The organism is Pseudomonas sp. FR229a (assembly GCF_030209115.1).
Taxonomy (GTDB): domain Bacteria; phylum Pseudomonadota; class Gammaproteobacteria; order Pseudomonadales; family Pseudomonadaceae; genus Aquipseudomonas; species Aquipseudomonas moraviensis_A.
The window spans coordinates 17613-43286 of the sequence record NZ_JARVSP010000035.1 but is presented as its reverse complement, the minus strand read 5'-3'; the positions used below and the strand labels follow the sequence as shown (position 1 = coordinate 43286).

The window sequence follows — 25674 nt, the reverse complement described above, 5'->3', positions numbered from 1 at the left end:
GGGAGCAAGCCTGCTCGCGAAAGCGATGTTTCATTCAACATCATCGTTGACTGAATAACCGCATTCGCGAGCAGGCTCGCTCCCACAGGTTGTGTCTGGAGTGTTCAAGTGATGGGGAGAAGGGCATGAAACTGTTGGTCGTCGAAGATGAGGCGCTGTTGCGTCATCACCTGCAAACCCGCCTGACGGAGAGCGGCCACGTGGTCGAGTCCGTGGCCAATGCCGAGGAGGCGCTGTACCAGACCGGCCAGTACAACTTCGATCTGGCGGTGATCGATCTCGGCCTGCCGGGCATGGGCGGCCTCGACCTGATCCGCCAGTTGCGCTCGGGCGGCAAGACCTTCCCGATCCTGATCCTCACCGCGCGCGGCAACTGGCAGGACAAAGTCGAGGGCCTTGCCGCCGGTGCCGACGATTACGTGGTCAAGCCGTTCCAGTTCGAAGAACTCGACGCACGCCTCAACGCACTGTTGCGCCGCTCCAGCGGTTTCACCCAGTCGACCATCGTTGCCGGGCCGTTGCTGCTCGACCTCAATCGCAAACAGGCCAGCCTCGATGAACAACCGCTGGCGCTGACCGCCTACGAATACCGTATCCTCGAATACCTGATGCGCCACCATCAGCAAGTGGTGCCCAAGGATCGCTTGATGGAGCAGCTCTACCCGGATGACGACGAGCGCGATCCGAATGTCATCGAAGTGCTGGTCGGCCGTCTGCGGCGCAAGCTCGAAGGCCCGGCCGGGTTCAAGCCGATCGACACCGTGCGCGGCCTCGGCTACCTGTTCAATGAGCGCTGCACTTGATCCGTTCCCTTCGCGTTCGTTTGATGCTTGCCGCCACCACGTTGGCGGTGTTGTTCATGCTCGCCTTGCTGCCGGCGATGCAGGGTGCGTTCAGCCTCGCGTTGCAGGATTCGATCGAGCAACGCCTGGCCTCCGACGTCACCACACTGATCTCCGCGGCGCGGGTGGAAAACGGTCATTTGGTGATGCCCTCGCAATTGCCGGACGAGCGCTTCAACCTCACCGATTTCCGCTTGCTCGGCTATATCTACGACCGCGACGGCAAGCTGGTGTGGCGATCGAAAGCCACCCAGGAAGAGCAGATCAACTACAAGCCGCGTTACGACGGCCTCGGCAACGAGTTCGCGCGGATCCGTGAAGACAGCGGTCAGGAGTTCTTCGTCTACGACGTCGAAGTCAAATTGCTCGGCGGCAAGAGCGCGGCGTTCAGCATCGTTGCTCTGCAACCGGTCCGTGAGTACGAAACCACCCTGGAAGGCCTGCGCGAAAATCTCTATCTGGGCTTCGGCGCGGCATTGCTGGTACTGCTGGCATTGCTGTGGATCGGCCTGACTTGGGGCCTCAAGGCTCTGCGGCGATTGAGCCAGGAACTCGACGAAATCGAAGGCGGCACCCGCGAAAGCCTGACGGAAAAACACCCGCGCGAACTGCTGCGCCTGACCGGCTCGCTCAACCGCCTGCTGCTCAGCGAACGCCAGCAGCGCAGCCGCTACCGCGACTCCCTCGACGACCTCGCCCACAGCCTGAAAACCCCGTTGGCGGTGTTGCAAGGCGTCAGCGAAGACATGGCCCAGCGTCCCGAAGACCGCGATCAGGCCTGGGTCCTGCAAAGCCAGATCGAGCGCATGAGCCAGCAGATCAGCTACCAGCTGCAACGGGCCAGCCTGCGCAAAAGCGGCCTGGTTCGCCATCAGGTGCGCCTGCAACCGGTGCTCAAAAGCCTGTGCGATACGCTGGACAAGGTCTACCGCGACAAACATGTGCGCGTGACTTTTGATCTGCCTGAACATTGCTACGTGCCGATCGAGCAGGGCGCCTTGCTGGAAATGCTCGGCAACCTGCTGGAAAACGCCTATCGCCTGTGCCTGGGCGAAGTGCGCGTCAGCGTGCGCGAGTCACTGGCAGGGATCGAATTGTGTGTCGAGGACGATGGGCCGGGCGTGCCCCTCGATCAGCGGGCGCGGATTCTCGAGCGCGGCGAACGCCTGGACGCCCAGCATCCGGGGCAGGGGATCGGCCTGGCGGTGGTCAAGGACATCATCGAAAGCTACAACGCCCGCCTGGCTCTGGGCGATTCGCCGATGGGTGGGGCGGCGTTCAGGATTCATTTTCCTGCGGTGTGAATGAAGCGGCCCTCACCCTAACCCTCTCCCAGTGGGAGAGGGAACTGACCTAAGTGTCTTGAGAAATTTATCGACCTGAGCAACTTGCAGTGGATATGGATTCACTGAATAACTGTCAGGCCGGTCCAGATCTTCAGCATCCCCCAATCAATCCCCTCTCCCTCTGGGAGAGGGTTAGGGTGAGGGGCTTTTGATCTTTCACAACTCCTGCGCCCGATAAGCCCCCGGTGTCAGCCCCGTCCATTTCTTGAACGCCCGATGAAACGCCGACGGTTCGGAAAATCCGAGCTGCTCGGCAATCTGCTGCAACGACAAATCCGCCCGGCCCAGATGATAGATGGCGATATCCCGCCGCAGTTGATCCTTCAGCTCCTGAAAACTCGTGCCTTCCTCGCGCAAGTGCCGGCGCAAGGTTTGCGGGCTGATGTGCAGATGCGCCGCGACGGCTTCCAGATCCGGCCAGCGCGCAGCGTCACGGCTGAGCAAGCGGCGCAGGCGGCTGCTCAGGCTGTCGCCGTCGTCCGGGCGTGAGAGCAGGTCGGCAGGGGAGCGTTCGAGGAAATGTTTGAGGGTGCGTTCGTCCTGCAACAGCGGCATGGCCAAGTAGCGACTGTGAAACAGCAGGCTGCTCCGGGCGCCGTCGAAGGTCAGGGGGCAGGGGAACAGCAGGTCGTATTCGCTGCCGTGAGCGGGGCGCGGATAACTGAAGGTGGCCTGCTCAAGGCGAATCCGCTGGCCGATCAGCCAACTGCCGAAGCGGTGCCAGATCACCAGCAGGCTTTCGCTGAGAAAGTGGTCCGGGTCCCACAACAGCGCGTCATCCAGGCTCAACCGTACCCATTCGTCTTCGCGGCTCAAGCTCAGGCGCGGGGCATCAGGGAATAGGCTATAAAACAATAAACCGCGTTGCAGGGCCTTCTCCAGATTGCGGCAGTGAATCGAGGCGTGGCACATCATGGCAAAGCTGCCGGGCTTGCTCGGTGCGTTGCCGAAACCCAGGTATTCATCGTCCAGCGCCAGCCACAACTCCTGAATCAGGCGGGTGAACTGCTCCGGCGCGATGCGTGCGCGGGGCTCGTCGAGCAACTCCGGGCTGATTCCCAGTTGCTGCAACAGATTTGAGTAGTCGAAACCGCGACGGCGTGCGCCGCCAAGGGCGGCGCGGGCGAAATGGCTGGCGATGGTGCGTTCGCGCATAAGCGGCAATCCTTGTTCTGGCACCGATCGTAACGGCGGGCCTGCAACGCAACAAGGCGGATTTCCGCCAAATTGTAGGACGAGGGGCGGTGACTTGGCGGAAATCCGCCACGTTGAAGTAGTCAACGCGGTCCGGACAGATCTTGCAATGCCTGATATCAAAAGGCTTGCTGCCAATCGCACCAATCTGGCACGACGTTTGCGATACAAGCGACAGAAGCGTGCATTTCTCCCGCTCGGGAGGATGCCGTTCCAACAACAAATCCCTCCAGTGCAGGAGGGTTCGCAATTAAGGTTCGGCGCTCGACAGATGGATGTTGCCGCTGGACGCTTGAGGAAACCTGCAATGACGACTCGTCAGCCACTGTACAAATCCCTGTATTTCCAGGTGATCGTTGCCATCGCCATCGGCATTCTGCTCGGTCACTTCTACCCGCAGACCGGCGTGGCCCTCAAGCCACTGGGTGACGGCTTCATCAAGCTGATCAAAATGGTCATCGCCCCGATCATCTTCTGTACTGTTGTCAGCGGCATCGCCGGCATGCAGAACATGAAGTCGGTAGGCAAGACCGGCGGCTACGCGCTGCTGTACTTCGAAATCGTTTCCACCATTGCCCTGCTGATCGGTCTGGTCGTGGTCAACGTTGTGCAACCGGGCGCCGGCATGCACATCGACGTCACCACCCTCGACGCCTCGAAAATCGCCACCTACGTGACGGCCAGTAAAGACCAGAGCATTGTCGGCTTCCTCCTCAATGTGATCCCGAACACCATCGTCGGCGCGTTTGCCACCGGTGATATCCTGCAAGTGCTGATGTTCTCGGTGATCTTCGGCTACGCCCTGCATCGCCTGGGTTCGTACGGTCGTCCGCTGCTGGACATGATCGATCGCTTCGCCCACGTGATGTTCAACATCATCAACATGATCATGAAACTGGCGCCACTCGGTGCGCTGGGCGCCATGGCGTTCACCATCGGTGCCTACGGTGTCGGCTCGCTGGTGCAGCTGGGTCAACTGATGATCTGCTTCTACATCACCTGCGTACTGTTCGTTGTGCTGGTGCTGGGTGCGATCTGCCGGGCTCACGGTTTCAGCGTGTTCAAACTGGTGCGTTACATCCGTGAAGAGCTGTTGATCGTACTGGGTACGTCCTCGTCGGAATCGGCACTGCCACGCATGCTGATCAAGATGGAACGTCTGGGTGCGAAGAAATCGGTAGTTGGTCTGGTGATCCCGACCGGTTACTCGTTCAACCTCGACGGTACTTCGATCTACCTGACCATGGCCGCCGTGTTCATCGCCCAGGCGACTGACACGCACATGGACATCACCCACCAGATCACCCTGCTGCTGGTACTGCTGCTGTCCTCCAAAGGTGCGGCGGGTGTAACCGGTTCGGGCTTCATCGTGCTGGCCGCAACCCTGTCGGCGGTAGGTCACCTGCCGGTGGCCGGCCTGGCGCTGATCCTCGGCATCGACCGCTTCATGTCCGAAGCCCGCGCGCTGACCAACCTGGTCGGTAACGCGGTAGCGACCATCGTCGTGGCCAAGTGGGTCAAGGAGCTGGATACCGATCAACTGCAGGCCGAGCTGGCTTCCGGCGGTCGCGGTATCTCCGACGAGCGTGAAGAAGACGACCTGGGTGTTGCTGAAGGCCCAACCCCGAGCAATGTGAAGTAAGCATCGCTTGCACGGAAAAACCCGCTTCGGCGGGTTTTTTCTTGCCCGGGATTTGAGCGCAACGGTCACACCTGCTGACATTTGCGGTGATTGCCGCATCGACGATGGCTGCCTAGGCTGAGTGCATCGCCCAAGGAGTTCGCCCATGTCCGCACCGCTGGCCTCACTGAAGATTCTTGATTTCTCGACCTTGCTGCCGGGGCCTTTCGCCTCGCTGCTGCTGGCGGACATGGGCGCCGAGGTGCTGCGCATCGAATCGCCGACGCGTATGGATCTGCTGCGGGTGCTGCCGCCGCATGATGGCGGGGTATCGGCCAGCCACGCTTACCTGAACCGCAACAAGCGCAGTCTGGCGCTGGATCTGAAACAGCCCGCGGCGCTGGAGATCATCAAGCAGCTGCTGGGTGAGTACGACATCGTTCTCGAGCAATTCCGCCCCGGGGTGATGGAGCGCCTGGGCCTGGGCTATGAGGCGTTGAAGGCGATCAACCCGCGGCTGATTTTCGTGTCGATCAGCGGTTACGGCCAGACCGGGCCGTACAAGGAGCGTGCGGGGCATGACATCAACTATCTGGCGCTGGCCGGGCTGGCCAGTTACACCGGCCGCGCCGACAGCGGGCCCTTGCCGCTGGGCATGCAGGTGGCGGACGTGGCCGGCGGCTCGTTGCACGGGGTGATCGGCTTGCTGGCGGCGGTGATCGCTCGCCAGCAGAGCGGGCAAGGCACGCATCTGGATGTGAGCATGACCGACTGCGCGTTCAGCCTGAACGCCATGGCCGGCGCTGGCTATCTGGCCTGTGGCGCGGAGCCGGGCTGGGAAGATCAGATGCTCAACGGCGGCAGTTTCTACGATTATTACCGCACGCGGGATGGGCGCTGGATGTCAGTGGGCAGTCTCGAGCCGGCGTTCATGCAGCAACTGTGCACGGCGCTGGGCCGACCGGAACTGGCGGCGCAGGGATTGTCCCCCAGGGCAGAGCAGCAACAGGCGCTGAAAGAGGCATTGCGGATCGAATTCGAGCGACATGATTTTGCTGAACTGTGTGAGCTGTTCGCCGGAGTCGATGCCTGTGTCGAACCGGTGTTGAATCTGGGCGAGGCGCTGCGCCATCCGCAATTGCAGGCGCGGGAGCTGGTGACCCAGGTGCCGCGCGGCGATGGCACGACGCAGGCGCAGATGGCTTGTCCGTTGAAATTCTCTGAAGCGTTGCCGGCGCCAAGGCATGTCGGTGCGGGGTTGGGGCAGCATACGGATCAGGTGTTGGAGGAGTTGGGGTTGAGTGCTGAGCGGATTGCCGAGTTGCGTTCGGCCAAGGTGATTCTTTAGTGCCTGAGCCGCCGCCTTCGCGAGCAGGCTCGCTCCCACATTGAAATGCATTCCCCTGTGGGAGCGAGCCTGCTCGCGATGGGGCCGGTCAAAGCAACACAGAAACCAACTATTCCACCCGCATCTCACCACTGAACTCCAAAGTACTGCGGCAGCGCCGGCACAAGTACCGCCGCCCTTGCCGTACCAGGCCATGGCGCTGGGCGGTAAACGGGAAGTCACTGTCGGGGCACGGACATTTGTAGATATAGCGGGTCACGCTGCGCCGCTTGATCTCGTAGGTGTGGCAGCGGTCGGGCGGCAGTTCGTATACGCCGCGCATGATCAATTGCCACTCCTCGCCATGGGGCTGGATGCGGTCGCCGAACAGTTGATGAGCGATCAGGTGCGCGACTTCGTGGGCCACGGTCTGCTTGAGGAAGTGTTCGGTGTTTTCCCGGTACAACTGCGGGTTGAAGCGCAGCAGGTTCTCGTGCAGATGAGCGACACCGGCTTTCTGCCCGCGCAGCTTGAGACTGACGACGGGGCGTTTGAAGGAACGTTTGAAAAAGGATTCAGCGAGTTGGTAACAATCTTCGACGCGGGTATTGAGTTGCTCGGGCATGCTTGATGGATCTCCAGAGAAGCCGAGTATGCCGCAACCCCGGCGACTTGCGAATCGCCGACCTGCCGAATGGTCGTCGCCCAACGAGAAGGCCGCCTTGCGGCGGCCTGTATTGGCAGAGGTTGTTTTTCTCAGGGAGGAAACGAGTCAGTTGGTATAGACGGGCCCGACACCCAGCCCCCAGATGATCACGGTAAACGCCATGATCGCCACCAGCACCACCAGCCCGACCGCGAGCACCGAACTGGAAAACAGAAAACCTTCATCCGAAGGAATGTTCATGAAGGTCGGCAGGCCGACGTACAGCAGGTATACCGTGTAGCAGATGGCCGCCGTGCCGACGATCATCCCCAGCCACATGTGCGGGTACAGCGCCGCCAGGCCGCCGACGAACAACGGTGTCGCCGTGTAAGTGGCAAACGCCACGCAACGGGCCAGGCTCGGATTGGCGTCATAGGTGCGCGCCATCCAGTGCACGAAGGCGCCCATCACCGCGACCCCGCCGAGCATCGCCAGGTACGACATGATGGTCATCCACAAGGCACTTTCGAACGTTAGCATCACCGGCGCGCGGTTGCCGATCACCCAGCCGACCTGGGTCGTGCCGATGAACGCCGAGACAGCGGGGATCGCCGCCAGAATCAGCGTGTGGGTCAAGTACATGTGGCTGATGCTTTCCTCTTGGTCGCCACGGATCTCCTTCCATTCCTGATCGGGGTGGGTAAACAGTCCCACTACGTGATGGATCATGCCATTCACTCCTCTTGTCATTGCCATCGCCCCCCAACGGAGCGCCTACGGGCCAAGGTGGCCGAGCAAATACAGGTCTAAAGACGTGTGCGACCTTATGTCGCAGTATAGAAAGGACTCCAGCGCACCGGTATGCCGGGCTTAGAGCAAATCGCGCTGTAAACAAAGGGCTTAATCGCGCCAGAATCTTGGTGCTTAGGAACCGAATGGTTCGGTGGTGAGGGAGCTTGCTCCCGCCCGGCTGCGCAGCAGTCGCAAACCCTCCCGGCTCGCCGTGTCAGGAAAAATTCCGTTGCAGGTTTGGGGGCGCTTCGCACCCCAGCGGGAGCAAGCTCCCTCGCCACAGTAGAGGTGAGTCAATTCGACTGCGGCCCTTCGCCCGCGCCGGGTTTTTTGCGTAAAATGCCGGCCTTTCGTCACACCTCACGGATTTCGCGTCATGGGCACTCTTACGGTCAACCAGAACAAACTGCAAAAGCGCCTGCGCCGCCTGGCCGGCGAGGCGGTCGCCGATTTCAACATGATCGAAGACGGCGACAAGGTCATGGTCTGCCTGTCCGGGGGCAAGGACAGCTACACCATGCTCGACGTGCTGATGCACCTGCAGAAGGTTGCACCGATCAAATTCGACATCGTCGCGGTGAACATGGACCAGAAACAGCCGGGCTTTCCCGAGCACGTGCTGCCGGCCTACCTGAAAGAACTGGGCATCGAGTACCACATCGTCGAGAAAGACACCTACTCGGTGGTCAAGGAACTGGTGCCGGAAGGCAAGACCACCTGCTCGCTGTGCTCGCGCCTGCGTCGCGGCACGCTGTACACCTTTGCTGACGAAATCGGCGCGACGAAGATGGCCCTCGGTCATCACCGCGACGACATCGTCGAGACGTTTTTCCTCAACATGTTCTTCAACGGCACCCTGAAAGCGATGCCGCCGAAACTGCGTGCCGACGATGGCCGCAACGTGGTGATTCGGCCGCTGGCGTACTGCAACGAGAAAGACATCCAGGCCTACTCGGACTTCAAGCAATTCCCGATCATTCCGTGCAACCTTTGCGGCTCGCAGGAGAACCTGCAGCGCCAGGTGGTCAAGGAAATGCTTCAGGACTGGGACCGCAAGACCCCGGGTCGCACCGAATCGATTTTCCGCAGCCTGCAGAACGTGGTGCCGTCGCAACTGGCCGACCGTAACCTGTTCGACTTCACCAGCCTGAAGATCGACGAGACCGCGGCTTCGCGTTTCGTCAATGTCGTCAATCTGTAAACCCGATCCAGATGTGGGAGCGAGCCTGCTCGCGAAAGCGGTGTGTCATTCAGCCCAAGTGTTGACTGATCCAATCCCTTCGCGAGCAGGCTCGCTCCCACAGGGATCTGTTCGTTTCATTCAATAGGAGAGGGCATGCGCGATTACAAGTGGCTGCACGAATACTGTCTGAACCGTTTTGGTTCGGCGGCTGAACTGGAAGCCCATCTGCCCGTTCCCAAGACCCCCGCACAATTGCGCAAGATCCGCGACGACCGCTACCTCTCGACCATGGCCCTGCGGGTGTTTCGCGCCGGGCTCAAGCACAGCCTGGTAGACGCCAAGTGGCCGGCCTTCGAAGAAGTGTTCTTCAAGTTCGATCCGGAAAAAGTCGTGCTGATGAGCGCCGAACACCTGGAGCGCCTGATGCAGGACGCGCGGATCATCCGCCATCTGGGCAAGCTGAAAAGCGTGCCGCGCAATGCGCAGTTCATCCTCGATGTGGAAAAGGACAAGGGCAGCTTCGGCGCGCTGATCGCCGACTGGCCGGTGACCGACATCGTTGGTCTGTGGACGTACCTGAAAAAGCACGGCCACCAACTCGGCGGGCTGTCGGCGCCGCGGTTTTTGCGCATGGTCGGCAAGGACACATTCGTGCCGAGCTACGACGTGGTCGCGGCGCTGAATGCGCAGAAGATCGTCGACAAAGTGCCGACCAGCCAGCGTGATCTGGCAACGGTGCAGAACGCGTTCAACCAGTGGCACGAACAGAGTGGCGGACGGCCGATGAGCCAGATCTCGATGATGCTGGCCTACACCGTGAACCATTAAGACCGCGTCGCTGCATTCGCGAGCAGGCTCGCTCCCACAGGGGATCTGTGGCGTACACAAATCTCCTGTAGGAGTGAGCCTGCTCGCGATAGCTATTTGTCAGGCGACGGAGACTTCGCCTTCGCCAGCCAATTTGCGATTCAACTGATACCGCCAGCGCACATACAGCAGCGCCGAACAGAACACTGCCAGGCTCGCGGCCATTTCCAGCAGACCGAACACGTGCCGGTTGGGATCGTATGCGGCCAGTGCGCCTTTGATGAAATACAGGTTCACTACAAAACACATCCACGAATGTCCACGGGCGCTGCCTATGATCATCGCCGGGGCGAGCACCAGCCACGGGATCAGCTCGACCAGCAGAATCACCCACGGCCGTGCGCCGTGCAGGTCGGCGAACAGCAGGTAATAAGCGGCGAGCAATCCGGCGAGGGCGAAAAAGCTCAGCAGGCTGAGCACGCGCATTGCCTTGACCCGTGGCTCAAGCCACGCCACCGAGGGCAGGACTTTCGGCTTCTTCGCCATCAGCCCACCAGTTTCTGCGCGGTTTTCGCCAGACGCAGACCGAGTGCGCGGCACAGCGCCACTTCGTGCTGATCGAGACCGTTCTTGCCGTCGGCACCGGCGTGATGGCTGGCCCCGTAGGGCGTGCCGCCACCTTCGGTTTCGAGCAGGGCCGATTCGCTGTAGGGCAGGCCGGTGATCAACATGCCGTGGTGCAACAGCGGCAGCATCATCGACAGCAGCGTGGTTTCCTGCCCGCCGTGCAGGCTGGCGGTGGAGGTGAACACGCCGGCCGGTTTGCCGACCAGCGCGCCGGTCAGCCAGAGGTTGCTGGTGCCGTCCAGAAAATATTTGAGCGGCGCGGCCATATTGCCGAAACGCGTCGGACTGCCCAGTGCGAGACCGGCGCAGTTCTTCAGATCGTCGAGGCTGGCGTAGAGCGCGCCTTCATCGGGAATATCCGCGGCCACCGCTTCGCATTCGGTGGAGATAGCCGGGACCGTGCGCAGACGCGCTTCCATTCCGGCCTGCTCGACACCCCGGGCGATCTGCCGGGCCATCTCGTTGGTCGAACCGCTGCGGCTGTAATAGAGCACCAGAATGTACGGCGCGCTCATGGCAACAACTCCAACACGTTCTCCGGTGGGCGACCGATGACGGCTTTGTTGCCGGCTTCGAGAATCGGCCGCTCCATCAGTTTCGGGTGCGCAGCGATGGCGTCGATCAATTGCTGCTCGCTGAGACTGGCGTCCGCCAGGTTCAGGGTTTTGTATTCCTCTTCGCCGCTGCGCAGCAGTTGCCGCGCGCTGATCCCGAGCTTGCCGAGCAGGGCCTTGACTTGCGCGGCGTTCAGCGGCGTTTCCAGGTAGCGCACGATAGTCGGCTGCAAGCCGCGGGCTTCGAGCAGTTCCAGCGCGGCGCGGGATTTCGAGCAGCGCGGATTGTGATAAAGCGTCAGATCGGTCATGGCGGGTCGCTTCTGGCGTAAAGTGGCGGCTATTCTAACTGTGCGGCGCGCAATCCAGAACCGTCAGAGGCGATGGGTCGCAGGCGCTTTCGAATTTTCACAAGGAACACGACATGACACGGCGATTGGCAGCGGCATTGACCATTATCGGGGCGTTGATGCTGGGGGGCTGCGGCAATGATTACGGGATCGACCAGAACGGCCAGAAGGTTGCGTCCGAACGTCTGGACAAACAATGGGTGGTGCTTAACTACTGGGCCGAATGGTGTGGCCCGTGCCGTACGGAGATTCCTGAACTGAATCATTTGGCTGACGAACTCAAAGGCAGGAACGTCGGTGTGTTCGGAGTCAATTTCGACAATGTGCAGGGCGCGGAGCTGAAAGAAGCCAGCGAGAAACTGGGCATCAAGTTCACCGTGCTGGCGCAGGATCCGGCAGAGCTGTTCGACCTGCCGCGCAGTGAGGCGCTGCCGGTGACCTTCATCATCGATGACAAGGGCAAGGTGCGTGAACAGTTGCTCGGTGAGCAGACAGCGGCGGGGGTGATGGCGAAGCTGGAGGCGTTGCAGGCTACGAAGTAAACCGCCAGAAGCCCCTCACCCCAGCCCTCTCCCCGAGGGAGAGGGGGCCGACCGAGGTGTCTGAGACACCGAGTCGATTATGCATCCGCTAGAGAGGGGCCAGTACATCAGGGATTCAGCGAAGAACTTTCAAGTCGGCGTATCTCTCGAATATCCCCCAATCAGTCCCCTCTACCTCTGGGAGAGGGCTAGGGTGAGGGGCTTGGCGGTCCAAGCGATCAACCCTCTTCCAGCCACCAGCGCAACGGTTTGCCTTCAGCCGGCCAGAAGCGTATCTGCTCGATCGGCGAAATGTCCCAGCGCTCGACCTTTTCCAGCGCCTGCAGGAATCGCTGTTCCTGCTCCATCAGCGCCGGGGCGCAGAGCTTGCGGGTCTTGCCGATCTTGCCGAAGGTCAGCTTGTCGCCGTCCTGCGTATAGGGCGCGAACCAATGGTTGCAGCCGCCATTGCCATAGGCGCGGCCGTCATCGCCGAGGGTTACCGTCAGATGGCTGTAATCCATCAGCGGCCGCTCGCCGATCCATTCCAGAATGTAGCTGCGGTTGTGCTGCAGTTGCACCGGCTCTGCGGCGCAACCGGCCAGGCCGACACCGATCAGCGCGGTCAGGACGAGGCGTTTCATCACGCAGGCTCCTGGCATTTCGGGCACAGGTGCCTGTCGCCAACGGCTTTCCAGCCCAGCTCGGCGATGCGCGCAGTGGCAGCCGGTTTTTCTGCGGTTTTGCCGAGTTTGGCGTCCACGGCGAATTCAAAGCTCAGCTCTTTCGCGCAGCTGTCGCAATTGACCTGCCAGGTGTGAATGGCCAGTTCGCCGAACACCGGGCCTGTGGTCATTGCGGTCCATTGGCCCGGCGGGTTGATCAGGTGGCGGACCGTGTCGACGGTCAGGCGCATGGACAAGTCCTTGCTGCCTTTGAGGGTGACCAACAGGGCATCGCCGATGCGGATCGAGCCACCGTTGCCAGTCACCTGATAGCGGCCCGGAACGAGGGCGCGGCATTCGGTGAGGGTGTGTTGCGGGTTCATCAGGGTGTAGCGGAAATCGTGTTCGACCATGGGTCCTCCAAATATGCGCGACATGCTAGCACGGGCTCGATTGCAGAATGATGCACGCGTGCGACCTTCGATCCGGTTCAAATAGGCCGACAGTCATGGCAAACTGCCGGCCCCCGAATCTGAAGGAACGGAACATGGCGCTGATCGAATGTTATGAATGCAAGCGGAGCATCAGTTCCGAAGCGCTGGTGTGCATTCACTGCGGCGCCCCGATGGCCGAGCACGCCGCCATGCAGGCGCAGTCCATTGCGGCATCGGCGCAGACCTCGACGATTTCCTTCGGCAGCCTGCCACGCAACAAGGCTGTGCCCGAAGCGGTTGTACCGCCAGTGGCCGAGCCGTTACCGAAAGTGATGCCCGCAGCAGCAGGGCGCCGTCGTCGTCAGCAGGCGGCAGAACAGGCTCGCCAGGCACAACAACCGCTCAACGCCGATGGCAGCCGCCCGGTGGAAGGCTGGCTGAAAATCATGGTGTTTCTGTTGCCGGCGTTTTTCGTCTGGTTCCTGCTGCGCAGCGGCCATTCGAGCAAGCAGCGCCTGCTCGGTTTCGGTTGGCTGGGCTTGCTGATCCTGGCGTCTTCGCTGCCCAAGTAAAACGGTTCAACCCTCGACCTGGTTCTGCGGCGCACCTGCCGCCCAGGTCGCGATGTTATCCAGGGTGGTGGCGGCAATCGCGCCCAGCGCCTCGCGGGTCAGAAATGCCTGATGCGCCGTGATGATCACGTTGGGAAACGTCAGCAGGCGTGCCAGCACATCATCCTGCAACGGCAGGTCTGAGCGATCCTCGAAAAACAGCTGCGCCTCTTCCTCGTAAACATCCAGCCCCAGATACCCGAGTTGACCGTCCTTCAGCGCGTCGATCAGCGCCGGGGTGTCCACCAGACCACCGCGCCCGGTGTTGATCAACATCGCCCCCGCCTGCATGTGTGCCAGTGACTGGCGATTGATCAGGTGTTTGCTCTGCTCGTTGAGCGGGCAATGCAGGCTGATGATCCGCGACTGCGCGAGCAACTCCGGCAGGCTCAGATAACGCGCGCCCAAGGCCAGCACCTCGGGATTGGGATACGGGTCGCAGGCCAGCAATTCACAGCCGAAGCCGTGCATGATTTTCGCGAACGTTGCGCCAATCTGCCCGGTGCCGACGATGCCGACAGTTTTGCCGACCAGATCGAAACCGCTCAGGCCATGCAGGCTGAAATCACCTTCGCGGGTGCGGTTGTAGGCGCGGTGCAGGCGACGATTGAGGGCGAGGATCAGCGCGACGGCATGTTCGGCCACAGCGTGCGGCGAGTAGGCCGGCACACGCACGACGGCCAGGCCGAGGCGCTTCGCTGCGGGCAGATCGACATGGTTGTAACCGGCGGAACGCAGGGCAATCAGCCGCGTGCCGCCAGCCGCAAGGCGTTCCAGCACCGGGGCGCTGAGGTCGTCATTGATGAACGCGCAGACCACTTCGTGCTGCTCGGCCAGCGCCGCCGTATCTACGCTCAGTCGCGCCGCTTGAAAGTGCAGTTCGAGCCCGGCCGGGCAGTCGGCGCCGAGGAAGCTGTCGCGATCGTAGGTCTGGCTGCTGAAAAAGATCGTGCGCATGAATCCTCCTGGAACATCGACGCGGGCGGCAATCGCCCGCGACAACTGTAGCGCTTTGCGCGCACCGTGCCTTGCCCTGGATCAGGCGCTGATGCGCGCCTGCGCCGCGAGTCGGTTGATCGAGCGTTCCAGTTCGTCCAGCGCGGCAGCCGCTTTCGGATCGTCCTGCTTGAGCAGGGTTTCGCTGCGCTGGCAGGCGGCGCGCAGTTGCGGCACCCCGCAATAACGGGTGGCGCCGTGCAGGCGGTGCACGCGTTCGAGCAAGGCATTCTGGTCGTGGCTGTCCCGCGCCGCGCGAATCGCTTCGCGGTCGGCTTCCAGCGAGGCCAGCAGCATGGCGAGCATGTCCGCCGCCAGATCCGCCTTGCCGGCGGCCAGACGCAAGCCTTCTTCGTGATCGAGTACCGGCAGTTCCTGCTGACTCGCCGCGCTGTCGCCGCTACGATCCGGCGCCTGATTGCGCAGGGCCAGTCCGGTCCACTTCAACACCACCTGCGCCAGTTGCCGCTCGCTGATCGGTTTGGTCAGGTAGTCGTCCATGCCGCTTTGCAGCAGCGCGCGTTTTTCGTTGGCCATGGCGTGGGCGGTGAGGGCGACGATCGGCAGCGGTGTGCAATGCCGTTCGCTTTCCCATTGGCGAATGGTTTCGGTGGTCTGGCGACCGTCCATGCCCGGCATCTGCACGTCCATCAGCACCAGATCGAAGGATTCGCTCTGGACAGCTTTGACTGCCGCGTAGCCGCTTTCCACGGCGAGCACGCGGGCGCCCATATCTTCGAGCAGGGTTTGCACCAGCAACAGATTGGCCGGATTGTCGTCTACGCACAGCACGCGCGGCGCACGACTCGACAGCGGCTCGCCCGGTTCGCTGCGGATCTGGCGCGGATTGACCAGATCGGCCAGCGCCCGGCGCAACTTGCGCGTGCACGCCGGTTTGGCTTGAAGCTGGCTGTGCGGGTTGGGCACCGACAGATGGAACAGCGTCTGCTCGGTGGTCGGGCACAGCACCAGCACTTTGCAGCCCAGGTGTTCGAGGTCCCAGATGTGCTGGTTCAAACGCTCCGGGAGCATGTCGTTGCTGGTGATGCCGATGACCGCCAGATCGATCGCCTGATCGGTCTGATGTGCGCCGGTGACGCCATTGCTCAGGCTTTCCAGAGTATTGAACGGCGTGACGTCGAGGCCGCAGTCTTCCAGTTGATGCTGCAAGGCCTGACGCGCCAGTTCGTGATTTTCCAGTACCGCCACGCGGCGCCCGAGCAATGGCGCGGCGGGCAGGTCTTCGGCGTCGTCGCGAGTCTTCGGCAGGCTCAGGCTGATCCAGAATTCCGAGCCTTCGCCCGGGGTGCTGTCGACGCCGATCTCGCCGCCCATCTGCTCGATCAGGCGCTTGGAAATCACCAGCCCCAGACCGGTGCCGCCGGGCTGGCGGGACAGCGAGTTGTCGGCCTGACTGAAGGCCTGAAACAGCGCGCGCACATCCTGGCTCGACAAACCGATGCCGGTGTCCTGAATGCTGATGCGCAATTGCACGCTGTCTTCGTGCTCGTCTTCGAGCATCGCTCGGGCGACGATGGTGCCTTCGCGGGTGAACTTGATCGCATTGCTCACCAGGTTGGTGAGGATCTGCTTGAGGCGCAGCGGATCGCCGACCAGCGACAGCGGCGTGTCGCGATAGACCAGACTCACCAGCTCAAGCTGTTTGGCATGCGCCGCCGGGGCGAGAATGGTCAGGGTGTCCTGCAAAAGATCACGCAGATTGAACGGTATGTGATCGAGCACCAGTTTGCCGGCCTCGATTTTCGAGAAATCAAGAATCTCGTTGATGATCCCCAGCAGACTGTCGGCAGACTTTTCGATGGTGCCGAGATAGTCGAGCTGGCGCGGGGTCAGTTCGCTTTTCTGCAACAAGTGAGTGAAGCCGAGAATGCCGTTGAGCGGGGTGCGGATCTCGTGGCTCATGTTGGCAAGGAATTCGGATTTGATCCGACTGGCCTCCAGCGCCTCTTTGCGCGCCAGGTCCAGTTCGATGTTCTGGATTTCGATGGTTTCCAGGTTCTGCCGGACGTCTTCGGTGGCCTGATCGACGCTGTGCTGCAACTCTTCACGAGCGTTCTGCAGGGTGCCGGCCATGCGGTTGATGCCGGAGGCCAGTTCGTCCAGTTCCTGACTGCCGAGGGGCGGCAAACGGGTTTCCAGATGCCCGTCCTTGAGCTGCGCGACAGCCTGTTTGATCTGGCTCAGCGGACGGTTGATGGTGCGGCCCATGCGCAGCGCGAGGAGGGCGGCGCCGGCGAGTCCGGCGGCGATCAATAGCAGGCTGGCGAACAGGCTGCGATAACCGCGCAACAGCATGCCGTTGTGCGACAGCTCAAGTTCGACCCAACCGAGCAACCGCTCGGACTCCTCGGGAATGATTTCACCGGCGAGGTTGCGGTGCTTGCCGAACACCGGCATCAGGTAGCGCGTCGCGTCGTTGCCGCTGCGCCGTTGCAACAATGCGCTGTCGCCGCTGGGCGCCTGATTGAGCATGGTCGGGCCGGCGTGGGCCAGTGGCGAGCGGTCCGCCGCGAGGAAGGTCACCGCGCGCACGTCGGGTTGTTCAAGGGACTGGGTGGCGATGCGCTCGAGCAGATCGGCATCGCCGTGGCCCATCGCCGGCGCGACCAGCGGCGCCAGTTGCTCGGCGATCATTTCGCCGCGCTGCATCAATTGGCTCTGCAGGTCGGTCTGCTGCGTCCAGGTGAAATAGCCACCCAGCACCAGCGCCATCAGGCTGGTCGGCAACAAGGTCAGCAACAGCACGCGACCTTTGATTCCCAGTTTCTTGAGCACGCCTATCTCCCGCATCCCGCTGATCTGTTGACACATGCGTGCATCCAGCACGCGACATGGGCGCAGTGTAGCGATTTGCTGGCGGGCAATCTTGCGGAAAATGCAGCGCGCCCAAGCACGCGTTCGTCCGACAGGCCAAGCTTGTGTTGCCCGCTGTCGGACAATCTTGAATAATCCGCCAACTGAGAATTACTTGCAGATACTCATGACTCCTGTTTCCGCTGGCCCGCCACGCATCCTTTCCATTGAAGACGATCCGGTCCTCGGCGCCTATGTGCACGAGCATCTGGGCCGCAGCGGTTTTCAGGTGACCTGGTGCCAGAACGGCCAGGAAGGTCTCAATATTGCGCAGCGTCAGCCTTTCGACGTGGTGCTGATGGACATTCTGCTGCCCGGGCTCGATGGTCTGAAACTGTTGACGCAACTGCGCCAGAGCCACTCGACGCCGGTGTTGCTGATGTCCGCGCTGGGCGCCGAGGCCGATCGCATCAGCGGCTTCCGTCTCGGTGCCGATGATTACCTGCCCAAGCCGTTCAGCATGGCCGAGTTGCATGTGCGCATCGAAGCGATCCTGCGGCGAGTCGCACTGGATCGGCGCCCACCTGCGGTGGCCGCTGCTCAGGTCGGAGGCACCCTGCGTTTCGATGACCAACAGTGCGACGTGTTCTTCCGCGAGCAAGCGGCCGGGCTGACCCGCAGCGAATTCCGTTTGCTGGAAACCCTGCACCGCAACCACGAGGAAGTGCTGAGCAAAGCCTTCCTTTATCAGCACGTCCTGCAACGCGGTTTTGCTGCCCACGACCGCAGCCTCGATATGCACATCAGCCAGATCCGCCGCAAACTCAAAGCCATCGGTTACACCGAACGCGAAGTGCGCACGGTGTGGGGCAAGGGCTATGTGTTGAGCGGTGCCGATGAAACTGTCTGAGCTGCCAGGGCGGCATTCGCTGTTCTGGAAACTGGCGTGCCTGTTGGTAGCGTTCTGTCTGTTGATGATCTGGCTGAGCTGGTCGTGGGGGCGCTACATGGAGGAACGCAATCAGTTCCTTTCCAGTGAAGCGCGCAACACTCTCAGCCGGTATGCCGCACAAGCCGAACAGGCGTGGCAGCGCGGCGGGCGCGATGGTGTCGATGACTGGTTGCGAAGCATGGAATTGCGCGAGGCCAGTTGGGTCGGGGTGATCGGCGCGGACCTGCAATCGCTGAGCAGCCGCCCGTTGAACGCGGCAGAAGTGCAGCACCTGACCTTTCTGCGTGGCCTCGACTGGCCGATCCACAAGAAGGGCCGGCCGTGGCTGCGGGTACCGTTTCCCCAGGATCCGGCCGCCGGCATTCTGGTCATCGAATTGCCCGAGCGCTTTGTCCCGGGCAAGTACCGGGTGTTCTGGCGCGTGATCACCAACGGCGTGATTCCCGGACTGTTCACCCTGTTGCTCTGTGTCGGCCTGTATCGCCTGCTGGTGGTGCCGCTGAACAACCTGCGCGAACAGGCCAACGCCTGGCGCGCCGACCAATTGAATGTGCGCCTGTCGAGCGGCATCACCCAGCGCCCGGATGAACTCGGTGAGCTGGCGCGGGCCTTCGATTCCATGTCCGAACGCCTGCAGACCACCGTCGCCCTGCAACAGCAATTGTTGCGCGACCTGTCGCATGAGTTGCGCACGCCACTGAGCCGCTTGCGCGTGGCCAGCGAAAGCGAACAAAGCCTGCCGCAATTGCGCGAACGAATCGGCCGCGAGGTGGACGGCATGCAACGCCTGGTCGAAGACACCCTGCAACTGGCCTGGCTCGACACCGACCGCTCGCCATTGCCGGATGAAGCGATCCAGATTCAGGCACTGTGGGAAATGCTCACCGACAACGCCTGTTATGAAAGCGGCTGGCCGAGTCTGCAACTGCAATGCTCGGTCGAAGCATCGTGCTGGGTGCGCGGCAACCTCAACACTCTCGCGCAAGCGCTGGAAAACATTTTGCGCAATGCCATTCGTCACTCGCCCGACGGCGGGATTGTGCGGCTGGATGGCCGGCGTGATGGTGAGTATTGGCACTTGTGGCTGGAGGATCAGGGCGGCGGCGTGGCTGAAGAGGATCTGCAGCGGATCTTTTCGCCGTTCATTCGACTGGACGGATCGCGGCCCGGGGATGACGGGTTTGGGCTGGGGTTGAGCATTGCGCGTAACGCGGTGCAGCGCCAGGGCGGGTTGCTCTGGGCGGAAAATGCAGGGGCTGGGTTGCGGTTGAATTTGCGCTTGTTGGCGGATGATGGTGTTGCGCCGAATGACGCTATCGCGAGCAGGCTCACTCCTACAGTGGAATTGCGTACGCCGCAGATTATTTGAACAACATAAATCCCCTTGTAGGAGTGAGCCTGTTCGCGATGTAGTCCATTCGCGCTCCCAATCCCACTGACTTGCCGGAGCGCTCGTCTTTTTCTGTATGACATTTCCCAAGCTGCACCAGCGGTCATTTCAAGCTTCCTGAACGGTTTAGGCTCGTGCTTCACCAAACCTTCAAGGAATTGCGCATGAATGCATCCAGCCTTACCGGCAGCTCAGATGGCGATCGTTTCAATGAAGTGCTCGCGCTGATTCACAGTTCCAGACACAAGGCCATGCAAGCGGTCAATACTCACCTGATCGAGCTTTACTGGCAGGTGGGCGCGCATATCAGTCGCAAGATTGAGCGGGCGGAGTGGGGGGATTCGGTGGTTGGCCAATTGGCTGAGCATCTGGCTAAAACGCAACCGGGGCTGCGAGGCTTTACACGCTCCAACTTGTTTCGCATGCGCCAGTTTTATGAGCTTTATCACGCCGAAGAGAAAGTCGCACCACTGGTGCGACAATTGTCCTGGTCCCACAATTTGATCATTTTCAGCCAGTGCAAAAGGCCGGAAGAGCGCGAATTCTACGTACGAATGGCCGTTCGAGAAAAATGGTCAAAGCGCGAACTGGAGCGGCAACTTAAAGCCGCTCTGTTCGAGCGAACCCTCGCCGATCCAGCGAAAGCCTCCGCCGCGCTCAAACAAACGCACCCGGCAGCGCTTGATATATTCCGCGACTCGTACATGGTCGAATTTCTCGACCTGCCTTCTGCTCATTCTGAGACCGATCTGCACCAAGGGCTCCTGACGAGGCTGAAAGACTTCCTAATCGAGTTGGGTCGGGACTTCTGCTTTGTCGGCTCCGAATATCCGCTGCAAGTCGGCGGCCGGGATTTCGCTCTGGATCTTCTGTTCTTCCACCGGGGGCTTAATTGCCTGGTCGCGATTGAACTCAAGGTCGGGCGTTTCGAGCCAGAGTATTTGGGCAAGCTGGATTTCTATCTGGAGGCGCTGGATCGCAATGTCCGCAAGCCCCACGAAAATCCGGCGATCGGTGTGTTGCTCTGTGCCAGCAAAGAGGACGAGGTCGTCGAGTACGCCCTCAACCGCAGTCTTTCGCCCGCATTGATTGCGCAATATCAAACATGCTTGCCGGATAAACAGTTGCTGCAAGCCAAGCTCCATGAGTTTTACGCCTTGGATACAGCCCATATGGAAAACCCGACCAGTGATCCCTTATTCCCATAAACCATAAGCACCGCACTTTGCGTGATATGGCCTGCGCGGGTTTGCCGGTATGATAGGCGCCCCCGCACGTCTGGATTGCGAATACGCCATGACCCTGCAGTACCCAACCATCGCCGATTGCGTCGGCAACACGCCGCTGGTGCGTTTGCAGCGCCTGCCCGGCGCCACCAGCAACACCCTTTTGCTCAAGCTCGAAGGGAACAACCCGGCGGGTTCGGTCAAGGACCGGCCGGCGCTGTCGATGATCACCCGTGCCGAGCTGCGCGGGCAGATCAATCCCGGCGATACGCTGATCGAGGCGACCTCCGGCAACACCGGTATCGCTCTGGCGATGGCCGCTGCGATCAAGGGTTACAAGATGATCCTGATCATGCCGGACAACTCCAGCGCCGAGCGCAAAGCGGCGATGACCGCTTACGGCGCCGAGCTGATTCTGGTCACTCAGGAAGAGGGCATGGAAGGCGCCCGCGATCTGGCCCAGCGTATGGAAGCCGAAGGCCGTGGCAAGGTGCTCGACCAGTTCGCCAACGGCGACAACCCAGAAGCGCACTACACCACCACCGGTCCGGAAATCTGGCGTCAGACCCAAGGCAGCATCACCCATTTCGTCAGTTCGATGGGCACCACCGGGACCATCATGGGCGTGTCGCGCTACCTCAAAGAGCAGAGCGACAGCGTGCAGATCGTCGGCCTGCAACCGATGGAAGGCTCGGCCATTCCCGGCATCCGCCGCTGGCCGCAGGAATACCTGCCGAAGATCTATCAGGCTGACCGCGTCGATCGCATCGTCGACATGGCGCAAAGCGAAGCCGAAGACGTCACTCGTCGTCTGGCCCGCGAAGAAGGCATCTTCTGCGGCGTGTCCTCGGGCGGTGCGGTGGCAGCGATGCTGCGCCTGTCCAAAGAAGTTGAAAACGCGGTGATCGTTGCGATCATCTGCGACCGTGGCGACCGTTACCTGTCGACCGGCATTTTCGACGCGCCCAACTGATGGCCAAACACGAAAGAGGCCTGCGCTTCCAGCCCACGGGTGGCAGCAAGGCGCCGCAAATTCCGACCGGTAAAAAGCAGCGCTTGAGCATCGAGCGCCTGGCCAATGACGGTCGCGGTATCGCGTTTTTCGAAGGCAAAACCTGGTTCGTCCTCGGCGCCCTTGCCGGTGAAGAGGTCGAAGCGCGGGTGCTTGGCGCCCACGGCAAAGTGGTCGAAGCGCGCACCGAGCGTGTGTTTACCGCAAGCGATTTGCGTCGTCCGGCAGCGTGCGCGCACTTCGGCCGCTGTGGCGGTTGCAGCGTCCAGCACTTGCCCCACGCCGAACAGCTCGCCCTGAAACAGCGCATGCTCGCCGAGCAATTGTCGCGAGTTGCCGGTGTCGAACCCGAAGAATGGACAGCGCCGCTGACCGGCCCGGAATTCGGCTACCGTCGGCGCGCACGCATCGCCGTGCGCTGGGACATGAAAGCGAAGAACCTCGAAGTGGGTTTCCGCGCCGCCGGCAGTCAGGACATCGTTGCGATCAGCGAATGCCCGGTGCTGGTACAGCCCTTGCAACCGATCATGACCCGTTTGCCGGAGATGCTGCGGCGCCTGAGCAAACCCCAGGCGCTGGGCCATGTCGAGTTGTTCAGCGGCTCATCTCTGGCGGTGTTGCTGCGGCACATGGCGCCGTTGTCCGAAGCGGATCTGACGATTCTCAAGGATTTCTGCCAGTTCCATCAGGCGCAGTTGTGGTTGCATGGCGAAGGTGAACCGCAACCGGTCGAGGCCGGTCAGAGCCTCGGTTATCGCCTGGAGCAGTGGGATCTAGAACTGGCGTACCGGCCGGGAGACTTTGTTCAGGTCAACGCCGGGGTCAACGAAGCGATGATCGCTCAGGCGCTGGAGTGGCTGCAGCCGACGGCTGACGAGCGCGTGCTCGATCTGTTCTGCGGGCTGGGCAATTTTGCCCTGCCGCTGGCCAAAAGCGTACGTGAAGTGGTGGCGGTAGAGGGCGTGCAGACCATGGTCGAGCGTGCCGCTGCCAATGCCGTCAGTAACAATTTGCATAACACAAAGTTTTTTCAAGCCGATTTATCCCAGCCTTTGACCGATGCTCAGTGGATCGGAAACGGCTTTTCTGCGGTACTCTTGGACCCACCGCGTGACGGTGCTTTCGAGGTGGTGCGCAAGCTCGCGACCCTGGGCGCCAGACGGTTGGTATACGTGTCGTGCAACCCGGCCACGCTGGCGCGCGACACGCAGGAATTGATCAAGCAGGGCTACCGGTTAAAACGTGCCGGGATTCTCGATATGTTTCCTCAGACGGCACATGTCGAGGCCATGGCGTTATTTGAAGCGAGCCAGGACGGCTCGTCTGAATCCGTCTGATCTGTCCGCGCAGCGCTCGCCTGAGCCCCGCGAGCGCGAACGGACACTGAGGATCAGCGATTTGACGCATTGAATCTGCGTCGTAGGGAAGGTAAAGCAGCATGGTACAGGTGAGAGCACACCAGCCGATCAACACCGACGGCAGTATCAATCTTGAGGCCTGGCTCGATCACGCGGTCAGTGTCGATCTGGCACTGGATCGCGAGGCCTTGAAAGAAGCCTGCGAGTTCGCTCGCGAGGCCGAACAACAGTCCAACGCCAGGAAGAACCTGTGGGCCGAAGGCTCCGGCAGTTTCAGCACTGGCCTTGAGATCGCCGAAATCCTTGCCGACCTCAAGCTCGATCAGGATTCACTGGTCGCCGCCGTGTTGTATCGCGGCGTGCGCGAAGGGCAGATCGAACTGGCGGCAGTCGGCCAGCGCTTCGGCCCGGTGGTGGCCAAACTGATCGACGGCGTGCAGCGCATGGCGGCCATCAGCGCCAGTCTCAGCCCACGGCAGTCGATGGTCATGGGCACTCAGGGGCAGGTCGAAAACCTGCGCAAGATGCTCGTGGCGATGGTCGATGACGTGCGCGTTGCGCTGATCAAACTGGCCGAACGCACCTGCGCCATTCGTGCGGTGAAAACCGCCGACGATGAAAAGCGCAACCGCGTCGCCCGGGAAGTCTTCGACATCTATGCGCCGCTCGCGCATCGTCTCGGCATCGGTCACATCAAATGGGAGCTGGAGGACTTGTCCTTCCGCTATCTCGAACCTGATCAATACAAGCAGATCGCCAAGTTGCTCCACGAGCGGCGGCTGGATCGCGAGCGCTTCATCAGCGACGTGATGACCCAGCTCAAGGACGAACTGCAGGCCACCGGCGTCGACGCCGACATCAGCGGCCGGGCGAAACACATCTACTCGATCTGGCGCAAAATGCAGCGCAAGGGCCTGGAATTCAGCCAGATCTACGACGTTCGCGCCGTGCGCGTGCTGGTGCCGGAAATGCGCGACTGCTACACCGCGCTCGGCATCGTCCACACTCTGTGGCGGCATATCCCGAAAGAATTCGACGACTACATCGCCAACCCGAAAGAGAACGGCTACCGCTCGCTGCACACGGCGGTGATCGGCCCGGAGGGCAAGGTCCTCGAGGTGCAGATCCGCACTCATTCGATGCACGAAGAAGCCGAACTTGGCGTCTGCGCGCACTGGCGCTACAAGGGCACCGACGTCAAATCCGGTTCAAACCATTACGAAGAGAAAATTTCCTGGCTGCGTCAGGTTCTCGAATGGCACGAAGAGCTCGGTGACATCGGCGGTCTGGCTGAACAGCTGCGCGTCGACATCGAGCCTGATCGGGTCTACATCTTCACGCCCGACGGTCACGCCATCGACTTGCCGAAAGGCGCGACGCCGCTGGATTTCGCCTACCGCGTGCACACCGAAATCGGCCACAACTGTCGCGGCGCGAAGATCAACGGCCGTATCGTGCCGCTGAACTACAGCCTGCAGACCGGCGAGCAGGTCGAGATCATCACCAGCAAGCACGGCACGCCGAGCCGCGACTGGCTGAACCCGAACCTCGGTTACGTGACCACCTCGAGGGCGCGGGCGAAGATCGTTCACTGGTTCAAGTTGCAGGCTCGCGATCAGAACGTTGCCGCTGGTAAAACCCTGATCGAGCGCGAACTCAATCGCCTTGGCCTGCCGGCGGTGGATTTCGACAAGCTGGCCGAAAAGGCCAACATGAAAACCGCCGAAGACATGTTCGCCGCCCTTGGGGCCGGCGACCTGCGTCAGGCGCATCTGGTCAACCTCGCGCAGCAACTGGTCGAGCCGGAGCGCGGCAATGAACAGTTGGAGCTGATCCCGCGCAAGGCTACCGGTTACAAGCCGGGCAAGCGCGGCGATATCCAGATTCAGGGCGTCGGCAACCTGATGACGCAGATGGCCGGCTGCTGCCAGCCGCTGCCGGGCGACGCGATCGTCGGTTACATCACCCAGGGCCGTGGCGTGAGCATTCACCGTCAGGACTGCGCCTCGGTGTTGCAACTGGGCGGGCGCGAGCCGGAGCGGATCATTCAGGTCAGCTGGGGCCCGGTGCCGGTGCTCACCTATCCGGTGGACATCATCATCCGCGCCTACGACCGTTCCGGGCTGCTGCGTGACGTCTCGCAGGTGCTGCTCAACGAGCGCATCAACGTGCTGGCGGTCAACACCCGCTCGAACAAGGAAGACAATACCGCGCTGATGTCGTTGACCATCGAGATCCCCGGTCTGGATGCGCTCGGGCGGCTGCTGGGGCGGATTTCGCAATTGCCGAACATCATCGAAACGCGGCGTAACCGCACACCGTGATGCAATTGATTGTTCCCTGTGGGAGCGAGCCTGCTCGCGAAGAGGGTGTGTCAGTCGACATCTTTGTTGCAGACACGCCGCT

Annotated in this window: 24 protein-coding genes; 14 read left to right on the top strand and 10 right to left on the bottom strand. The window is 61.4% G+C overall.

What is annotated here, in order from left to right:
• Positions 1-125: 125 nt before the first annotated feature.
• Together QRN33_RS25200 and QRN33_RS25195 are read left to right on the top strand one after the other, a co-directional pair.
• The gene (locus tag QRN33_RS25200; protein ID WP_016773623.1) at positions 126-803 is read left to right on the top strand and encodes a response regulator transcription factor; all 678 of its coding nucleotides are present in this window, start codon (positions 126-128) and stop codon (positions 801-803) included.
• A complete protein-coding gene (locus QRN33_RS25195) occupies positions 800-2146 on the top strand; it encodes an ATP-binding protein (protein ID WP_285410788.1) in 1347 nt (448 codons plus the stop codon). The genes QRN33_RS25200 and QRN33_RS25195 overlap by 4 nt, the downstream gene beginning before the upstream one ends.
• Positions 2147-2344: 198 nt before the next feature.
• Here QRN33_RS25195 and QRN33_RS25190 read toward each other — a convergent pair whose 3' ends face one another.
• Positions 2345-3343, bottom strand: coding sequence for an AraC family transcriptional regulator (locus QRN33_RS25190; protein ID WP_285410787.1), 999 nt, complete (start codon positions 3341-3343; stop codon positions 2345-2347).
• Positions 3344-3689: 346 nt separating this feature from the next.
• Between QRN33_RS25190 and QRN33_RS25185 the strand changes: the two genes are divergently transcribed.
• Both QRN33_RS25185 and QRN33_RS25180 read left to right on the top strand, forming a co-directional pair.
• Entirely contained in the window at positions 3690-5024 is a 1335-nt protein-coding gene (locus QRN33_RS25185; protein WP_042607176.1) for a dicarboxylate/amino acid:cation symporter, read from the top strand.
• 145 nt (positions 5025-5169) lie between these two features.
• Positions 5170-6351, top strand: coding sequence for a CaiB/BaiF CoA transferase family protein (locus QRN33_RS25180; RefSeq protein ID WP_123418934.1), 1182 nt, complete (start codon positions 5170-5172; stop codon positions 6349-6351).
• Between the two features lie 109 nt (positions 6352-6460).
• Here QRN33_RS25180 and QRN33_RS25175 read toward each other — a convergent pair whose 3' ends face one another.
• Together QRN33_RS25175 and QRN33_RS25170 are read right to left on the bottom strand one after the other, a co-directional pair.
• Complete coding sequence (locus QRN33_RS25175; protein WP_253504496.1) at positions 6461-6955, bottom strand: SprT family zinc-dependent metalloprotease; 495 nt, start codon at positions 6953-6955, stop codon at positions 6461-6463.
• A 147-nt stretch (positions 6956-7102) separates the two neighbouring features.
• Entirely contained in the window at positions 7103-7705 is a 603-nt protein-coding gene (locus QRN33_RS25170) for a Yip1 family protein (protein WP_042607174.1), read from the bottom strand.
• Between the two features lie 439 nt (positions 7706-8144).
• On the opposite strand from QRN33_RS25170, the gene ttcA reads away from it, so the two are divergent.
• The gene (ttcA, locus tag QRN33_RS25165) at positions 8145-8969 is read left to right on the top strand and encodes a tRNA 2-thiocytidine(32) synthetase TtcA (RefSeq protein ID WP_039757843.1); all 825 of its coding nucleotides are present in this window, start codon (positions 8145-8147) and stop codon (positions 8967-8969) included.
• 135 nt (positions 8970-9104) lie between these two features.
• Positions 9105-9779, top strand: coding sequence for a DNA-3-methyladenine glycosylase I (locus QRN33_RS25160; protein ID WP_016773632.1), 675 nt, complete (start codon positions 9105-9107; stop codon positions 9777-9779).
• Between the two features lie 99 nt (positions 9780-9878).
• Here QRN33_RS25160 and QRN33_RS25155 read toward each other — a convergent pair whose 3' ends face one another.
• Genes QRN33_RS25155 through arsC form a run of 3 tightly spaced genes read right to left on the bottom strand, consistent with a single transcriptional unit; the run spans position 9879 to position 11250 of the window.
• Positions 9879-10304 carry a DUF2069 domain-containing protein gene (locus tag QRN33_RS25155; protein ID WP_258638872.1) on the bottom strand — a complete coding sequence of 142 codons (426 nt, stop codon included), beginning with the start codon at positions 10302-10304 and terminating at the stop codon, positions 9879-9881.
• Positions 10304-10900: an NAD(P)H:quinone oxidoreductase gene (wrbA, locus tag QRN33_RS25150; protein ID WP_042607172.1), complete on the bottom strand. Its 597-nt coding sequence runs from the start codon at positions 10898-10900 to the stop codon at positions 10304-10306. Before wrbA ends, QRN33_RS25155 begins: the two co-directional genes overlap by 1 nt.
• Entirely contained in the window at positions 10897-11250 is a 354-nt protein-coding gene (gene arsC, locus QRN33_RS25145) for an arsenate reductase (glutaredoxin) (protein ID WP_285410780.1), read from the bottom strand. The genes wrbA and arsC overlap by 4 nt, the downstream gene beginning before the upstream one ends.
• 113 nt (positions 11251-11363) lie before the next feature.
• Here arsC and QRN33_RS25140 point away from each other — a divergent pair, with 113 nt between their 5' ends.
• Entirely contained in the window at positions 11364-11831 is a 468-nt protein-coding gene (locus QRN33_RS25140; RefSeq protein ID WP_042607170.1) for a TlpA disulfide reductase family protein, read from the top strand.
• A gap of 218 nt (positions 11832-12049) precedes the next feature.
• Here QRN33_RS25140 and QRN33_RS25135 read toward each other — a convergent pair whose 3' ends face one another.
• Positions 12050-12454, bottom strand: a complete 405-nt coding sequence (locus QRN33_RS25135) for an META domain-containing protein (protein ID WP_042607169.1) — start codon at positions 12452-12454, stop codon at positions 12050-12052.
• Positions 12454-12888 carry a hypothetical protein gene (locus tag QRN33_RS25130; RefSeq protein WP_285410778.1) on the bottom strand — a complete coding sequence of 145 codons (435 nt, stop codon included), beginning with the start codon at positions 12886-12888 and terminating at the stop codon, positions 12454-12456. Before QRN33_RS25130 ends, QRN33_RS25135 begins: the two co-directional genes overlap by 1 nt.
• A gap of 134 nt (positions 12889-13022) precedes the next feature.
• On the opposite strand from QRN33_RS25130, the gene QRN33_RS25125 reads away from it, so the two are divergent.
• Positions 13023-13481, top strand: a complete 459-nt coding sequence (locus QRN33_RS25125; RefSeq protein WP_042607168.1) for a hypothetical protein — start codon at positions 13023-13025, stop codon at positions 13479-13481.
• A gap of 6 nt (positions 13482-13487) precedes the next feature.
• Here QRN33_RS25125 and QRN33_RS25120 read toward each other — a convergent pair whose 3' ends face one another.
• Together QRN33_RS25120 and QRN33_RS25115 are read right to left on the bottom strand one after the other, a co-directional pair.
• On the bottom strand, positions 13488-14477 hold the full coding sequence (locus tag QRN33_RS25120) for a 2-hydroxyacid dehydrogenase (protein ID WP_042607167.1): 990 nt from the start codon (positions 14475-14477) through the stop codon (positions 13488-13490).
• Between the two features lie 81 nt (positions 14478-14558).
• A complete protein-coding gene (locus tag QRN33_RS25115; protein ID WP_064365099.1) occupies positions 14559-17312 on the bottom strand; it encodes a response regulator in 2754 nt (917 codons plus the stop codon).
• A gap of 205 nt (positions 17313-17517) precedes the next feature.
• On the opposite strand from QRN33_RS25115, the gene QRN33_RS25110 reads away from it, so the two are divergent.
• From QRN33_RS25110 to relA, 6 genes are all read left to right on the top strand, one after another.
• Positions 17518-18240: a response regulator transcription factor gene (locus QRN33_RS25110; RefSeq protein ID WP_123418938.1), complete on the top strand. Its 723-nt coding sequence runs from the start codon at positions 17518-17520 to the stop codon at positions 18238-18240.
• A complete protein-coding gene (locus QRN33_RS25105) occupies positions 18227-19651 on the top strand; it encodes a sensor histidine kinase (protein ID WP_285410775.1) in 1425 nt (474 codons plus the stop codon). Before QRN33_RS25110 ends, QRN33_RS25105 begins: the two co-directional genes overlap by 14 nt.
• 185 nt (positions 19652-19836) lie before the next feature.
• A complete protein-coding gene (locus QRN33_RS25100) occupies positions 19837-20880 on the top strand; it encodes a PDDEXK nuclease domain-containing protein (RefSeq protein WP_285410772.1) in 1044 nt (347 codons plus the stop codon).
• Positions 20881-20968: 88 nt separating this feature from the next.
• The gene (cysM, locus tag QRN33_RS25095; RefSeq protein ID WP_039757833.1) at positions 20969-21871 is read left to right on the top strand and encodes a cysteine synthase CysM; all 903 of its coding nucleotides are present in this window, start codon (positions 20969-20971) and stop codon (positions 21869-21871) included.
• Entirely contained in the window at positions 21871-23247 is a 1377-nt protein-coding gene (gene rlmD / locus QRN33_RS25090) for a 23S rRNA (uracil(1939)-C(5))-methyltransferase RlmD (protein WP_285410771.1), read from the top strand. Before cysM ends, rlmD begins: the two co-directional genes overlap by 1 nt.
• A 101-nt stretch (positions 23248-23348) precedes the next feature.
• Positions 23349-25592 carry a GTP diphosphokinase gene (gene relA / locus QRN33_RS25085; RefSeq protein WP_064364824.1) on the top strand — a complete coding sequence of 748 codons (2244 nt, stop codon included), beginning with the start codon at positions 23349-23351 and terminating at the stop codon, positions 25590-25592.
• The last annotated feature ends 82 nt before the right edge of the window (positions 25593-25674 follow it).

What these genes read in the sequence shown, in the direction of transcription:
- QRN33_RS25200 (WP_016773623.1), top strand. Translation starts at nt 126, where the DNA reads ATGAAACTGTTGGTCGTCGAAGATGAGGCGCTGTTGCGTCATCACCTG.
- QRN33_RS25190 (WP_285410787.1), bottom strand. Translation starts at nt 3,343, where the DNA reads ATGCGCGAACGCACCATCGCCAGCCATTTCGCCCGCGCCGCCCTTGGC.
- QRN33_RS25185 (WP_042607176.1), top strand. Translation starts at nt 3,690, where the DNA reads ATGACGACTCGTCAGCCACTGTACAAATCCCTGTATTTCCAGGTGATC.
- QRN33_RS25180 (WP_123418934.1), top strand. Translation starts at nt 5,170, where the DNA reads ATGTCCGCACCGCTGGCCTCACTGAAGATTCTTGATTTCTCGACCTTG.
- QRN33_RS25175 (WP_253504496.1), bottom strand. Translation starts at nt 6,955, where the DNA reads ATGCCCGAGCAACTCAATACCCGCGTCGAAGATTGTTACCAACTCGCT.
- QRN33_RS25170 (WP_042607174.1), bottom strand. Translation starts at nt 7,705, where the DNA reads ATGATCCATCACGTAGTGGGACTGTTTACCCACCCCGATCAGGAATGG.
- ttcA (WP_039757843.1), top strand. Translation starts at nt 8,145, where the DNA reads ATGGGCACTCTTACGGTCAACCAGAACAAACTGCAAAAGCGCCTGCGC.
- QRN33_RS25160 (WP_016773632.1), top strand. Translation starts at nt 9,105, where the DNA reads ATGCGCGATTACAAGTGGCTGCACGAATACTGTCTGAACCGTTTTGGT.
- QRN33_RS25155 (WP_258638872.1), bottom strand. Translation starts at nt 10,304, where the DNA reads ATGGCGAAGAAGCCGAAAGTCCTGCCCTCGGTGGCGTGGCTTGAGCCA.
- wrbA (WP_042607172.1), bottom strand. Translation starts at nt 10,900, where the DNA reads ATGAGCGCGCCGTACATTCTGGTGCTCTATTACAGCCGCAGCGGTTCG.
- arsC (WP_285410780.1), bottom strand. Translation starts at nt 11,250, where the DNA reads ATGACCGATCTGACGCTTTATCACAATCCGCGCTGCTCGAAATCCCGC.
- QRN33_RS25140 (WP_042607170.1), top strand. Translation starts at nt 11,364, where the DNA reads ATGACACGGCGATTGGCAGCGGCATTGACCATTATCGGGGCGTTGATG.
- QRN33_RS25135 (WP_042607169.1), bottom strand. Translation starts at nt 12,454, where the DNA reads ATGAAACGCCTCGTCCTGACCGCGCTGATCGGTGTCGGCCTGGCCGGT.
- QRN33_RS25130 (WP_285410778.1), bottom strand. Translation starts at nt 12,888, where the DNA reads ATGGTCGAACACGATTTCCGCTACACCCTGATGAACCCGCAACACACC.
- QRN33_RS25125 (WP_042607168.1), top strand. Translation starts at nt 13,023, where the DNA reads ATGGCGCTGATCGAATGTTATGAATGCAAGCGGAGCATCAGTTCCGAA.
- QRN33_RS25120 (WP_042607167.1), bottom strand. Translation starts at nt 14,477, where the DNA reads ATGCGCACGATCTTTTTCAGCAGCCAGACCTACGATCGCGACAGCTTC.
- QRN33_RS25110 (WP_123418938.1), top strand. Translation starts at nt 17,518, where the DNA reads ATGACTCCTGTTTCCGCTGGCCCGCCACGCATCCTTTCCATTGAAGAC.
- QRN33_RS25105 (WP_285410775.1), top strand. Translation starts at nt 18,227, where the DNA reads ATGAAACTGTCTGAGCTGCCAGGGCGGCATTCGCTGTTCTGGAAACTG.
- QRN33_RS25100 (WP_285410772.1), top strand. Translation starts at nt 19,837, where the DNA reads ATGAATGCATCCAGCCTTACCGGCAGCTCAGATGGCGATCGTTTCAAT.
- cysM (WP_039757833.1), top strand. Translation starts at nt 20,969, where the DNA reads ATGACCCTGCAGTACCCAACCATCGCCGATTGCGTCGGCAACACGCCG.
- rlmD (WP_285410771.1), top strand. Translation starts at nt 21,871, where the DNA reads ATGGCCAAACACGAAAGAGGCCTGCGCTTCCAGCCCACGGGTGGCAGC.
- relA (WP_064364824.1), top strand. Translation starts at nt 23,349, where the DNA reads ATGGTACAGGTGAGAGCACACCAGCCGATCAACACCGACGGCAGTATC.